This window comes from Rothia sp. HMSC068F09, from assembly GCF_001812775.1.
Classification (GTDB): Bacteria; Actinomycetota; Actinomycetes; order Actinomycetales; family Micrococcaceae; genus Rothia; species Rothia mucilaginosa_A.
Genome location: NZ_KV810424.1, coordinates 88770 through 102013 on the forward strand (window position 1 = coordinate 88770; position 13244 = coordinate 102013).

7 protein-coding genes and 1 tRNA gene are annotated in these 13244 nt (G+C 64.9%); 4 read left to right on the forward strand and 4 right to left on the reverse strand.

What is annotated here, in order from left to right:
* Positions 1-30 precede the first annotated feature (30 nt).
* The 3 genes from HMPREF2874_RS04275 to argS form a co-directional block, all read right to left on the reverse strand.
* The gene (locus HMPREF2874_RS04275; protein ID WP_070649056.1) at positions 31-1320 is read right to left on the reverse strand and encodes a homoserine dehydrogenase; all 1290 of its coding nucleotides are present in this window, start codon (positions 1318-1320) and stop codon (positions 31-33) included.
* 306 nt (positions 1321-1626) lie between these two features.
* Complete coding sequence (locus tag HMPREF2874_RS04280) at positions 1627-3147, reverse strand: diaminopimelate decarboxylase family protein (RefSeq protein ID WP_070649057.1); 1521 nt, start codon at positions 3145-3147, stop codon at positions 1627-1629.
* A gap of 197 nt (positions 3148-3344) precedes the next feature.
* On the reverse strand, positions 3345-5009 hold the full coding sequence (gene argS, locus HMPREF2874_RS04285; protein WP_049333701.1) for an arginine--tRNA ligase: 1665 nt from the start codon (positions 5007-5009) through the stop codon (positions 3345-3347).
* Positions 5010-5084: 75 nt separating this feature from the next.
* Here argS and HMPREF2874_RS04290 point away from each other — a divergent pair.
* The 3 genes from HMPREF2874_RS04290 (at position 5085) to HMPREF2874_RS04300 (ending at position 7534) form a co-directional block, all read left to right on the forward strand.
* Positions 5085-5158: transfer RNA gene (locus HMPREF2874_RS04290), tRNA-Arg, on the forward strand.
* Between the two features lie 228 nt (positions 5159-5386).
* Positions 5387-6325, forward strand: a complete 939-nt coding sequence (locus HMPREF2874_RS09595; protein WP_305793938.1) for an NADP-dependent oxidoreductase — start codon at positions 5387-5389, stop codon at positions 6323-6325.
* Between the two features lie 48 nt (positions 6326-6373).
* The gene (locus tag HMPREF2874_RS04300; RefSeq protein ID WP_070649059.1) at positions 6374-7534 is read left to right on the forward strand and encodes an alpha/beta hydrolase; all 1161 of its coding nucleotides are present in this window, start codon (positions 6374-6376) and stop codon (positions 7532-7534) included.
* Between the two features lie 80 nt (positions 7535-7614).
* On the opposite strand, the gene HMPREF2874_RS04305 is transcribed toward HMPREF2874_RS04300, so the two are convergent.
* Complete coding sequence (locus HMPREF2874_RS04305; RefSeq protein WP_070649060.1) at positions 7615-8076, reverse strand: helix-turn-helix domain-containing protein; 462 nt, start codon at positions 8074-8076, stop codon at positions 7615-7617.
* A 295-nt stretch (positions 8077-8371) separates the two neighbouring features.
* On the opposite strand from HMPREF2874_RS04305, the gene hrpA reads away from it, so the two are divergent.
* Positions 8372-12910, forward strand: coding sequence for an ATP-dependent RNA helicase HrpA (gene hrpA, locus HMPREF2874_RS04310; protein ID WP_070649061.1), 4539 nt, complete (start codon positions 8372-8374; stop codon positions 12908-12910).
* The last annotated feature ends 334 nt before the right edge of the window (positions 12911-13244 follow it).

A 13244-nucleotide genomic window follows, 5' to 3' on the forward strand; every position in this document is an offset into this window, starting at 1 on the left:
CGCGGGATTGGATAGTCTCTCGACGTGCACCTAGTGCTTCTCGGACTCCACGCGAATCACGGAGTTCACCTCACGCACCGTATCGAGCGCGTCAATCACGGCGATGGCGCGGCGCAGGTCGGAGTCCTTCGCGGAGTGGGTCACCATGCGAATCTGAGCCACACCCTCCTTCGGGGCGGACTGACGCAGCGAATCCACCGAAATGCCGTGCTCGGCCAGGATGCGGGTAATGTTCGCCAGAACACCCAGACGGTCCTCCACCAGAACGCCCACCGAGTAGCGAGAAATCACGTTGTCCAGGCTGGTTGCGTGCAGTTGAGCGTGGGAGGTCTCGGGAACACCGGGGCCGCCCAGCACGAGGCGACGAGCCAGGGACACGAAGTCACCCAGAACAGCCGAAGCAGTAGGAGCGCCACCCGCACCGGGACCGTAGAACATCAGCTCACCGGCGTTCTCAGCCTCGACGAACACGGCGTTGAACGCACCGTGCACGCCGGCCAGCGGGTGCTGGCGCGGAATCAGGGTCGGGTTCACGCGAATGTTCACACCGTCTTCACCCTCGCGCTCGCAGATAGCCAGCAGCTTGATGACGTAGCCGTCGGCGTCCGCGGCCGCAACGTCATCGGCGGTGATGGCGGTAATGCCCTCGGTGTGCACGTCATCAATCGTGAAGTCCGAGTGGAACGCCAGCGAGGCAACAATAGCGGCCTTCGAAGCGGCGTCGAGGCCCTCAACGTCGGCGGTGGGGTCGGCCTCGGCGTAGCCCAGCTTCTGGGCGTCGGCCAGCGCATCTGAGAAGGAGGCGCCGGTGGTATCCATCTGATCAAGAATGTAGTTGGTGGTGCCGTTCATGATGCCCAGAACGCGGGTCACGCGGTCACCGGCCAGGGAGTCGCGCAGCGGGCGCAGAATCGGAATCGCACCGGCCACGGCGGCCTCGTAGGACAGCTGCGCGCCGGATGCATCGGCGGCGGCCTGCAGCTCCACGCCGTGCTTGGCCAGCAGGGCCTTGTTGCCCGAAACGACGGACTTGCCGGCGTTCAGCGCGCGCAGGATGCGGGTGCGGGCCGGCTCGATGCCGCCGGTCAGCTCGATCACCACGTCGGCGGCGTCAATCAAAGCTTCGGCGTCGGTGGTGTACAGCGAGGGGTCGGCATTCCAGTGGCGAGTTGCCTGAGTATCACGCACGGCAATGCCGATCAGCTCGACGGGCGCACCAATGCGCTTCTCAAGGACGGCGTTATCCTCTACCAGGATGCGTGCCGCCTGGGAACCGACGTTACCGGCACCCAGCAGGGCAACTTTGATTTTGTCAGCCACGATAGTCTCTTTCTACGGTCGTTCCGGGGCGTTCCCCGGGGTCTCTTCGGGCTACGGTGCGGCGCGCTTCGCGGAGCACGCACTCAACACCACTTTATCAAGAGGCGGGATGAAGCCATCGGCCTCAAGCTGCGACTTTTATTCTCTGAGATGAGGCATCCCTCACAGCCGGATGCGGCCCGCCCGAAGGCAGCTCGGCGCGCGGGCTTGTCCTGCGCGGGGCCGCAAAGGCGGAAGGTCTCTCGCGAACGCAGCCTCAGGAGCCCCGCATCAGGGGCGCCGCAAGGCTCCGGCTCGTGGGGACGCTTAGATGTCCGACCCCATATCCAGGGCGAGCATGTCGTCCTCGCTCTGGCGGCGAATCATCACGCGGGAGGGACGCCCCTCGGCGGTCGCAATCACCGGCGGGCGGGTCAGGAAGTTGTAGTTCGAGCCCAGCACGTAGCAGTACGCGCCCGTCGCCGGAACCGCCAGAATATCGCCCGCCTGCAGGTCGGCCGGCAGGTAGCAGTAGCGCACCACAATATCGCCGGATTCGCAGTGCTTGCCCACCACGCGGCAGAGCAGCTGCTCCCCCGCCGGGGCACGGTTCGCCAGGGTTGCCGAATAGTCCGATTCGTACAGCACCGGGCGGGCGTTATCACTCATGCCGCCGTCCACCGAGACGTAACGGCGCACGCGAATCTCACCGTTCTCGTCTTCAATGCTCACGTTCTTGATGGTGCCCACCGTGTACAGGGTCGCACCCGAGGGGCCCGAAATCGAACGGCCCGGCTCGAAGGACATGTGCGGAATCGCCATGCCCAGGCGCTCGCAGGTGGCCGCGACCGAAGCGGCGATGGATTCGGTCACCTCGGCGATGGAGCGGGGACGATCGGCCTCGGTGTAGGCGATGCCGTAGCCGCCGCCCAGGTCCAGCTCCGGCAGGGTCACGCCCAGGTCACGGTTGAGGCGGTTCATGAACTCCAGGGCGGTGGTTGCCGCCTGCTCGAAGCCCTCCGCCTCAAAAATCTGCGAACCGATGTGGCAGTGAATACCGCGGAAATCCAGGGAGTCGGTCGCGTTCAGGATTGCGGCCGCCAGCGCGGCGTAGGAGTCGGAGGCCTCCACGCCCCAGTGCTCCAGCTCTGCCTCGTCCAGGCCGGCCAGCGCAGCGGTACCGGGTTGCAGGGACATGCCGAACTTCTGGTCCTCGTGCGCGGTCGCGATCGACTCGTGGGTGGAGGCGTGCACGCCCGGGGTGATGCGAATCAGCACCGGAACGGGCGGGTAGGGCTCCTCGCCCTCCGCCACGCGCTCTGCGGCCAGCTCGGCGTACACCCGCTCAATCAGCTTGATTTCGTCCACCGAATCGGCCACCACGCGGCCCAGGCCGCTACGAATCGCGCGGGCGATTTCGGCCTCAGACTTATTGTTGCCGTGCAGGGCGATGCGCTCGCCGGGCATGCCGCCGCGCAGCGCCAGCGCCAGCTCGCCACCGGAGGCGGTATCCAGGCACAGGCCCTCCTCACGAACCCAGCGAACGGCCGCGGTGGAGAGGAAGGACTTGCCGGCGTAGTAGACGCTCACCTGCGCGCCATGCTTGGCGAAAGCCTGCTCAAAAGCGGTGCGGTAAGCGCGGGCACGGGCGCGGAAGGTGGTCTCGGAGAAAACGTACTGCGGGGTGCCGTGCTCGGCGGCCAGCTCGCTGACGGTCACACCGTCGATGCAGAGCTCACCCTCCGCATTGCGGGTGAAGGAATCGGTCCAGATGCTTCGGGACAGGTCGGCGGGGTTCTCAGGCTGGGTCAGCCATTCGGGGCGGTAGAGGGAACGGGCTTCGCTCATCGTGTCTCTTTCTCATGCGCTCGGGTGCGCTACTGCGCCGGGGTTCAGCGTTAGGGGACGCAGTGTAGCGGCGGGACAAAGTCTGTGCAGTTTCAATATCTGTGCACTGTGCCGGGTTGGGCAATGAAGCCACCGGCGGCGGCATACGTTCAACCCCCGCCCCGGTAGCACCGGGTCGGGGGTTGAATCGAGGGGTATTACATGCGCTCGGGTGCGCTCACGCCCAGCAGGTTCAGGCCGTTCGCCAGCACCTGCTGTGCCGCGTTATTCAGCAACAGGCGGGTGCGGTGCAGGTCGGTGACCTCCTCGTCGGCCTTGGGGGCCACGCGGGAGACGCCGTACCAGCTGTGGTACGCCGAAGCGAGCTGCTCCAGGTAGCGGTTCACGCGGTGCGGCTCGTAGAACTTCGCGGCGTCGCGCACGGCGGCGGGGAACTGGCCGAGCACAGCCAGCAGCTCACCGTCAGCGGCGGAGTCGAGCAGGGAGGTGTCCACGCCGTCCTCAATCTTCACGCCGGCCTCCGCGGCGTTGCGTGCCACGGCGGCGGTGCGTGCGTGAGCGTACTGTACGTAGTAGACCGGGTTCTCGTTGCTCTTGGAGGTCAGCAGGCCCAGGTCAATGTCGATGGGGGTGTCCACCGAGTAGCGGGTCAGCTCGTAGCGGGCCGCGTCAACACCCACGGCCTCGACCAGGTCCTCGAGGGTGACCACGGTGCCGGCACGCTTGGACATGCGGACGGGCTTGCCGTCCTTGACCAGGTTCACCAGCTGACCAATCATGACCTCAATCTGGTCTGCGCGGTAGCCAAGAATCTGGGCGATGGCCTTCAGACGGCCCACGTAGCCGTTGTGGTCAGCGCCGAGCATGTAAATCGCCACGTCGGCGGGGTTCTCGGCACGGGTCATCTTGTCCTGGTAGTAGGCGATATCGCCCGCCACGTAGGCGTGGTTGCCGTCGGACTTGATGACCACGCGGTCCTTGTCGTCGCCGTAGTCGGTGGTGCGCATCCACCATGCGCCGTCAGCCTCGAAGAGCTGACCGTTCTCGCGCATGGTCTCGAGCAGGGCATCCACCTTGCCGCCCTCGAACACGGAGTTCTCGTGGAAGAACACGTCGAAGTGGGTACCGAATGCCGCCAGGGACTCCTTAATCTGATCGAACATCAGGTGAGTACCGATCTCGCGGAAAATCTCTTCGGGGTTCTCAGCCTCAAGCGCATCGGGGCGCTGAGCCAGAATCTGGTCCTTAATGTCGACAATGTACGCGCCAGCGTAGCCGTCCTCGGGGGTCTCCTCACCGCGGGCAGCGGCAATCAGGGAGCGCACGAAGCGGTCAATCTGGGTGCCGTGATCGTTGAAGTAGTACTCGCGCACGACGTTAGCGCCCTCAGCCTCAAGGACGCGGGCGAGCGCATCACCGACGGCAGCCCAGCGGGTGCCGCCCAGGTGGATGGGGCCGGTCGGGTTCGCGGAGACGAACTCAAGGTTAATGGTCTTGCCGGCGAACTTGTCGCTGCGGCCGTAGGCTTCGCCCGCCTCAACGATGGTGGCGGCGAGCTCGCCTGCTGCTGCTGCGTCCAGGGTGATGTTCAGGAAGCCGGGGCCCGCGATGTCAACGGATGCCACGCCGGGGATGGCGCCGATCTTCTCGGCCAGAAGAGCTGCTGCCTCACGCGGGTTCTTGCCCACCTTCTTGGCGAGCTGCAGAGCGACGTTGGTGGCCCAGTCGCCGTGCTCACGGGACTTGGGACGCTCCACTCGGACGGCGGGCAGTTCAGCGCCCTCCACGAGGGTCAGCTGGCCGGAGGAAATGGTTTCTTCAAGGGCAAGCGCAATGGCTTCGGAGAGTTCTTCAGGAGTCATAAGAATCTATTCTAGCAAGCATTGGCGGGTGCCTGACCGTATTATCTAGCGCTTATCTGATACCATGGTGGGGTTGCCTCTGTAGCTCAGCGGATTAGAGCACCAGTTTCCGGTACTGGGGGTCGAAGGTTCGAATCCTTTCAGGGGCACGATGTTCTTATTCGAGAGGGAACACGGGAGCCGATGCTCGCACAGCGGGTGTCGGCTCCTTTTTATTTCTGCTTTATATCTCGGGTTACATCTCGGGCAGAAGCATCAGAGGCTGGACGCCTCCGCTCCCCTGTTGTTCCGGAGGCCTCGCAGTTGAGAGAATAGGGAAACGCGCACACCGTTCAAACACGACAACACCACACCAGCGGAGGTAAACCGTGACCACCATGCGCCAAATCCAGCTCACCGAATGGGGCGACGAAAGCGTTCTGCACGAGGCGAACGTGCCCATCCCCTCTCCGGTGCGCGGTCACGTGCTCATCAAGACGGTCGCCGCGGGCGTGAACCCGATTGACCTGACTACCCGCAAGGGCCTGGGCCCCGCCGCGCAGCTGGCCGACCCCTCCTATAGACCCTTCGTGCCCGGATGGGATGTGGCCGGCACCGTAGTCGCCACCGCCGGCGACTACACGGGGTTCAAAGTCGGCGACGGCGTTTTCGGCATGGTGACCTTCCCGTACCCCGGCGGCGCGTACGCCGAGTACGTCCTCGCACCCGCCTACCAGCTGGCCAAGGTTCCCTCCGACGTTCCGTGCGCCCAGCTCGGCGGCGCACCGCTTGCCGGGCTCACCGCGTACCAGTCGCTCTTCGAGGTTGCGCGCCTGAAGGAGGGCGAGCGCGTGCTCATCCACGCCGGTGCCGGAGGCGTCGGCCACCTCGCCGTGCAGCTGGCCATTCAGGCGGGCGCGCAGGTTTTTGCGACCGCCTCCGCCGCGAATCACGAGTTCGTGCGCTCGCTGGGGGCCCAGCCCATCGACTACCGCACCGAGGATTTCCGCGCGGTGCTGGGTCGGACCATGGACGTGGTGCTCAACTCGACCGGCAGGCAGACCTTCCTCGATTCGTTGGAGGTACTGGTCCCCGGCGGGCGCATCGTGACGCTGACGAATCCCGACCCGCTGGATGTGGCCCGCGAGCGCGGGTTTGAGGCGCAGTGGCTGACGGCTCACCCGGACCGTACGCAGATGCAGGAGATCGCCCGGCTCATGTCTCTGGGCCTGCTGAAGGTGCACGTGGAGAAGATTTTCCCCCTCGCCGAGGCCGCCGCGGCTCAGGAGCTTATGGCCTCCGGCCACACGCGCGGCAAGATCGTGCTGGTTCCCTAAGAAATTTAGAGACCAAAGAGCTAAGAAACCTAAAGAACGGGCTGATTCATGCTGAATTCCGAGGCCGCGCAGAGCGTCGACGAGTACCGCTCCGGTTTTTACCGCCCCGAGGGGTTTTTCGACGGCTTGTCCCTGCCGGGCTACGGGGCCGAAACGCCCGTCACGCGGGAGGCCTTCGCCTACGATTTCTACCCCGCGCGCGCTGCCGAGGGGTCCGGTTCTGTTGAGGAGTCGGGTAGCGCTGGGGTCGGTAGTACCGAGCCCGCTCCCCTGCTCATCTGGGTGCACGGCGGCGCCTGGCGCTTCGGCACGAACCGGGGCCTACGCGATGTAGAGATCATGACCCCCGAGGGGCCGCGCACGAACCGGCAGACCCTCATGCGCCGCGCCCTGCAGGAACAGGGCTGGGCGGTCGCAGCCATCAACTACCGCTACTCGCACCAGGCGATTTTCCCGGGCGACCTGCACGATACGAAGGAGGCGGTGCGTTTCTTCCGCGCTCGCGCCGCCGAGTTCGGTATCGACCCCGGGCGCATCGCGATTGCCGGAGGAAGTGCCGGCGGGCACCTGAGCATGATGGCGGCGCTCGCCGGTCCCGATGCGACCGGCTACGCTGACGAAAATCCCGAGCTGCACGAGTACTACGAGGGGCGCGCCTCCAGCAACTACCCGGGGGTGAGCTCGGCGGTTGCCGCGGCCGTTCCCTTCTACGGGGTCAGCGACCTGCGCACCATCTTCCCCGACCGTCCCCTGGCGGGGTACTCGCTGGTACACCCGGACGATGACGGCGCCGAGTGGCGCCTACTGGGATGCGATTACCCCGTACCCCCGGTACAGGACTGGGTGGAGCGCGTGCCCGGCATCGACCGGGAGCGTGCCCTGCAGAATTGGGAACGGGTGAATCCCCTGGACCCTGCGCGCGGAGTATACGCCGGCGGCTCTGCCGGCGAGCCCTCTCGCAAAAACTCCAGTGAAAAGCAACCTGAGGAACAGGCTACGGACCGAGCGTGTGCACCCATCATGCTAGTGCACGGCATCGCCGATTCGTGCGTGCCGTACCAGCAATCGGTGCGGGTGTATCAGGCCCTGCGCACGCGGCAGGTACCCACCGATATGGTGCTGGTTCCGGGCGCCGAACACGGGGATTCTCGCTGCTTTAGCCCCGAGATTGTTCAGCGGATGCTGTCTTTCCTGAACGCCACGGTGTAGGCGGCTCGCTACCTATCGTTAGGGCCGCGAATCGTGAACGCCGCTCGGCTCAGTTCGGCTCGGCCTATCGAGCGTTCAGCCTATCGGTTTCGTCGGCTGACGTGCTCGTGGTCGAGGCGGTAGCGTTCCAGGTCGTCGAACGCCACGCGACGGTGCGTGTTGATGCGTTCGAAGGGAATCTCGCCGCGCTCGAGGAGTCGCACGATGGTCGGTCGCGATACCCCCAGGTAGTCGGCGGCCTCCTGGGTGGTCATGAGGCGGTCCTGGCGGACCACGCACACGTCCTTGCGGTCGGCGAAGGCCCGCGCCACCGAGGTGATGGGGCCGTACATCTCGGGGGAAATCTGTACCCTTTCCCCGTCGCCGGTCACCAGGTACAGGGTTTCGGCGGAGCTCAGGCGTTCAAAGTGCGTGCGAAGACTCGCGTGGACGAGGGCCTGGAACAGTTCTTCGCCGCGGTGGTGGATTTCTTCGTGGCGTGCGTCCTCGCAGCAGTCCAACACTGGAGTGCGTGAGGAGGTGTACGTCTTGGGCGTTGGCATAGTCACTCCTTCGTTACTGTGTTATACACCACTGTAACACCCGAACGAAAGTATCGAAAGAAAGCCGAAAAAGATACTTATTTCGCATCCGTCATACTTGAAATATTAATAACCAATTTATTGGCTTCTTTAATAATTTTGATGCTTTTTGAAACGTCTTGAGCTCGATCTCGCTCGCGCAAAGATGACGAGCCCTCCCTCTCGAGGGGTGCAACCCGCCCAAATATGACGCAATATTCGCCCGGTGCATACTCCCGTTCCCCGCCGTGAAGGGGGCGAGTACACTGGATAGGATATGTCTGAGCAGAAAACCCATCACGCAGATAAGACCTCCCGCGCGCCTAAAACCGGGGCGCCCCGAATCGCCCCCACCATGGCGAGCATGGCCGCCGCCATCCACGCGGCCAAAGTGCGCGCCTCCGAAAAGAACACTGAAAAGAACGCTGAAAAAAGCACCGAAAAACCCGCCGGCAAAAACACCGGCAAAAACACCGAGAAGAACGCGGTAAAGAACGGCGCCCCAAAGAAGGGTGCACAGAAGAACAACGTAGACCGCAAGAACTCCTCCAACGCCTCCCGCTCCAATCGGCGCGGAGGCGGCACCGGCCGCGCCCGCAAGCAGGGTAACAGCAAGGGCAACCAGCAGGGCGGTAACAAGGGTAACCAGCAACAGAACCGCCCCGCCCCTCGCCGCTACGAGCCCTTCATTCCCGAGGTCATCACCTACCCCGAAGAGCTGCCCGTCAGCGAACGCCGCGACGACATCATGAACGCGATCCGCGACAACCAGGTCGTCATCATCGCGGGTGAAACCGGCTCCGGTAAGACCACCCAGATTCCCAAGATGTGCCTCGAGCTCGGCCTGGGCGAGAAGGGCCTCATCGGCCACACCCAACCGCGCCGCCTCGCCGCGCGCTCCGTGGCCGAACGCATCGCCGAAGAACTCGGCCAGAAAATCGGCGAAACCGTCGGCTACCAGGTGCGATTCACCTCCGAGGTCGGCGAACACAGCGCCATCAAGCTCATGACCGACGGTATTCTGCTCGCCGAAATTCAGAACGACAAGCTGTTGCGCCGCTACTCGACCCTCATCATTGACGAGGCGCACGAACGCAGCCTGAACATCGACTTCATCCTCGGCTACCTCAAGCGCATCCTGCCGCAGCGCCCGGATCTGAAGGTCATCATCACCTCCGCGACCATCGACCCCGAGCGCTTCGCGCGCCACTTCTCCCCCAGCTACGTGCCGGGTAAGGGAATCGTCGACGAGAACCTCAGCGACGAAGAACGCGAAATTGCCGAAGCAATCCTGCCCGACGACGCGCCGCCCATCATCGAGGTCTCCGGCCGCACCTACCCCGTCGAAATCCGTTACCGCCCCCTCGAAGGCGACGAGCTCTACCTGGATGACGAGGAAGTGGACGAAGACCGCGACCCCACCGACGCGATTCTCGACGCCATCAAGGAGCTCTCCAAGGAAGCGCCCGGCGACATCCTCATCTTCTTCTCCGGCGAGCGCGAAATCCGCGACGCCAAGGACGCAATCGAGGCCATGGTTCTCAAGTCCCCGCGCCTGAACTACGAAGTGCTGCCCCTGTACGCACGCCTCTCGCTCGCCGAGCAGCACCGCGTGTTCTCCCCCGGTTCCCGGCCGCGCATCGTGCTCGCCACGAACGTCGCCGAAACCTCGCTGACCGTGCCCGGCATCAAGTACGTCATCGACACCGGTACCGCCCGCATCTCGCGCTACTCCGCGCGCACCAAGGTTCAGCGCCTGCCCATCGAGCGTATCTCGCAGGCCAGCGCCAACCAGCGTTCGGGCCGATGCGGCCGCGTCAGCGACGGTATCGCCATCCGCCTCTACTCCGAGGAAGACTTCAACTCGCGCCCCGAGTTCACCGACCCCGAAATTCTGCGCACCAACCTCGCCGCCGTCATCCTGCAGATGATCGCAATCGGCGTGGTGCGCGAACCCGGCGACATCTCCCGCTTCCCGTTCGTGCAGCCGCCCGCATCCCGCGCTATCAACGACGGCGTGAACCTGCTGCGCGAACTCGGCGCGCTCACCGAACGCACCCGCCGCAAGGGACGAGGCGGTAACAACAGCGCAACCCTCACCGCCATCGGCCGAGCCATGGCGGCCTTCCCCGTGGACCCGCGCCTGGCCCGCATGATTATCGAGGGTGGCCGCCGCGGCTGCGCCAAGGAAATGATGGTGCTCGCCGCCGCCCTGACCATCCAGGACCCGCGCGAACGCCCCGCCGACGTGCGCGCAGAAGCCGACGCGATGCACGCCCGCTTCGTCGACGACACCTCCGATTTCTCCTCCTTCCTGCTGCTCTGGGACTACATCAACGAGCAACAGGCGGCGCTGTCCTCCTCGCAGCTACGCAAAATGTGCCACCGCGAGTTCATCAACTACCTGCGCATCCGCGAATGGCAGGACCTCTTCGCCCAGCTGCGCGAAATGGGTCGAACCGCCAACATTCACGCCAGCGGCGGCAGGGACATCAACGCCTCCGCGCACGAGGTAGACATCCACAAGAGCCTGCTCACCGGCCTGCTCTCGCACGTGGGCGTCAAGGAAGAACGCGAGAAGGACTCCAAGGGGCGCACCCGCGGCCCCCGCGAATACCTCGGCGCACGCGGCACCAAGTTCGCAATCTTCCCCGGCTCCGGCCTGTTCAAGAAGGGGCCCGACTGGGTGCTCTCCGCCGAACTCGTCGAAACCTCCCGCCTGTGGGCGCGCACCAACGCCGCCATCGAACCGCAGTGGATCGAAGAGGTCGGCAAGCACCTCATCAGCGTGCAGTACTCCGAACCGCACTGGTCCCTCAGCTCCGGTGCGGCAGTCGCCTACGCCAAGGGCACCCTCTTCGGCCTGACCATCTACGCCGACCGCCCCGTACAGTACGCCCGCGTAGACGCCGCCGCGGCCCGCGAACTGTTCATCCAGTCCGCCCTCGTCGAAGGCCAGTGGCACACCCAGCACAAGTTCTACCTGCGCAACCAGCGCGCCCTCGCCGAGGTCGAAGAGCTTGAGGCACGCCTGCGCCGCCGCGACCTGCGCGTGGACGACTCCGTGCTCTTCGCCTTCTACGATGCCCGCATCCCCGCCCACGTGACGGATGTGCGAGCCTTCGACAAGTGGTGGAAGCAGGCACGCCTCGAAGACGACAACTTCCTGGATTTCAACCCCGAGAAGCTCATCAACGAGGAGGCCGCCGACTACGACGACTCCCAGTTCCCGCGCCAGTGGGTGCAGCGCACCGACAGCGGCGAACTCACCCTGGACCTGCGTTACGAATACGCCCCCACCGCCGGTGTGGGAGGCGCCCGCACCGAAGCCGCCAAGCGCGACGGTGTGGCCGTGCAGGTACCGATTCTCTTCCTCAACCAGCTGAGCCCCGAACCGTTCCGCTGGCAGATCCCCGGCCTGCGCCACGAACTCGTCACCGCGCTCATCAAATCGCTCCCCAAGGCGATTCGACGCAACTTCGTGCCCGCACCCGACGTGGCACGCGCCGCCTGCGCCGCTCTGGAAGAGGACTACTCCCCCGCAACCGACGAGCTCATCCCCTCCCTGGCACTCGTACTGCGCCGCCTGCGCGGCGTCGTTGTCGAGCCCGAGGCCTTCAACTGGGACGCCGTGCCCGAACACCTGAAAATGGGATTCCAGGTGCGCAACGCACGCAACAAAATCCTGGGTGAGGGCAAAGACCTGCGCGCCCTGCAGCAGCAGCTACACAAGGAGATTCGCAGCGCCCTCGCCGACTCGCTCGGTGCATCCGACGAGGCCATGGCGAAGATGGTTGCGCTCGCCCAGGGCGGATCAGGCAACTCAGGCGGCTCTGGCAACGCGAGTGGCCCCGCTCGCCCGGGTACCGCAAAGGGCGCGAAGAACCCGGGCGCCCAGGCCGAGGCGAGTGCATCCGGCGGAGTACGCGAGGTCACCGGCCTCACCGCCTTCCCCGCCGACATGTTCCCGGACGGAGCCATCCCCCGCAAGGTACAGCGTGTCATCGCGACCCAGGCGGTCAACGGCTACCCCGCCCTCGTCGACGAAGGCTCCAGCGTGGGACTGCGCATCTTCCCCACCGAAGCCGAACAGCTCCACGCCCAGCGCCGCGGCATCATCCGCCTGCTCCAACTGCAGGTGCCCTCGCCCGTGCGCTACGTGAGCGAACACCTCTCCCACAAGGAGAAAATCGTCTTCACGCAGAACCCGCACGGCTCCATCGACGAACTCATCCGCGACTGCACCGTCGCGGCACTCGACCACCTCGTGCCGCACACGCCCATCTTCACGCACGCCGAATACAGCGAGCTCTACGAGCACGTGCGCGCCGAACTCATCGAAACGGTCTTCGACGTCACCAAGCTCGTTGCCGAAATCCTCTCCGAAGCCACCGCGCTGAAGAAGGCAATCAAGAAGGCCACCTCGCTGACGACCATGCACGCCGTCTCCGATGTGAAGGCTCAGATGGAGAACCTGGTCTACCCCGGGTTCGTGGCGCAAACCGGCTACGACCAGCTGGTTCACCTGCCGCGCTACCTGAAGGCCGCCCAGGTGCGCCTGACGAAGCTCGGCCCGAACCTGCACCGCGACAACCAGCTGATGCTCACCGTGCAGGATCTTGAGGACTCCTACGATAACGCGGTCAAGTCGCTGCCGGCAGGCACCATCGTGCCGGATGCGCTCCGCCGCGTGAACTGGATGATTGAGGAGCTGCGCGTCAGCTTCTTCGCCCAGGAGCTCGGTACCGCCTACACGGTGTCTGAGAAGCGCATTGCGAAGGCTCAGCGTGAGGCGCTGGACGCTATCAAGCGTTAATTCCGGGAATATGGTTTAGTTGCGGACGGCGGTGTTCGTCCTCGCCTATCGCGCAATAAACAGCAAAGGGCCCCACACGATTACCTCGTGTGGGGCCCTTTCGTCTCTGTGGTTCTCGGTGCTCGGTGGGTCGGCAAGCTATGCACTTCCTCCGCTCCTGCAGGGGAACCCGCCGCACCCGGACGCTCCGCTCTTCCTTGCTTCGCTGCGGAGAGCGCCCGGGGGGGCACCCTGATGTCGCTTCCGGAAGGCATAGCCGCCTCCACCCGCGAATTGGCAAGAGCGTGCCGAGGGGCCGGTGTCCTCCGTAGTGACATCAGGGTGCCCGAAGCGA

Coding starts and splice junctions, on each gene's coding strand:
- HMPREF2874_RS04300 (WP_070649059.1), top strand. CDS start 6,374: ATGCTGAATTCCGAGGCCGCGCAGAGCGTCGACGAGTACCGCTCCGGT.
- argS (WP_049333701.1), bottom strand. CDS start 5,009: ATGACTCCTGAAGAACTCTCCGAAGCCATTGCGCTTGCCCTTGAAGAA.
- HMPREF2874_RS04280 (WP_070649057.1), bottom strand. CDS start 3,147: ATGAGCGAAGCCCGTTCCCTCTACCGCCCCGAATGGCTGACCCAGCCT.
- HMPREF2874_RS09595 (WP_305793938.1), top strand. CDS start 5,387: ATGCGCCAAATCCAGCTCACCGAATGGGGCGACGAAAGCGTTCTGCAC.
- HMPREF2874_RS04305 (WP_070649060.1), bottom strand. CDS start 8,076: ATGCCAACGCCCAAGACGTACACCTCCTCACGCACTCCAGTGTTGGAC.
- hrpA (WP_070649061.1), top strand. CDS start 8,372: ATGTCTGAGCAGAAAACCCATCACGCAGATAAGACCTCCCGCGCGCCT.